Genomic DNA, 239 nt, shown 5'->3' on the forward strand with positions numbered 1-239 from the left:
GTTGAATGGCCCCTGATGGCCACGGCCCTGATCTTCCTAACGGCTTATGCGTGGCAAGTCATCGGCCGGGTAGAAGGGCCCGCCGGCACGCCGTTCGAGATTGTCCTGTGGATTACCTGGGGAATTTTTGCCCTTGACTACTTCATCAACCTCTGGCTTGCCGAGGACCGTTGGCGGTGGTTCATCCGGAACCTGCACGAACTCCTGATTGTGGTGCTCCCCTTCTTTCGTCCACTCAG

General features: G+C 58.2%; 1 pseudogene. It reads left to right on the forward strand.

Features of this window, described 5'->3' with window-relative positions:
* Window positions 1-239, forward strand: a pseudogene (locus tag SB724_RS21675) (hypothetical protein); the annotation flags it as partial.

This window comes from Bacillus sp. SIMBA_031 (genome assembly GCF_046535225.1).
Taxonomy (GTDB): Bacteria; Bacillota; Bacilli; order Bacillales; family Bacillaceae; genus Bacillus; species Bacillus velezensis.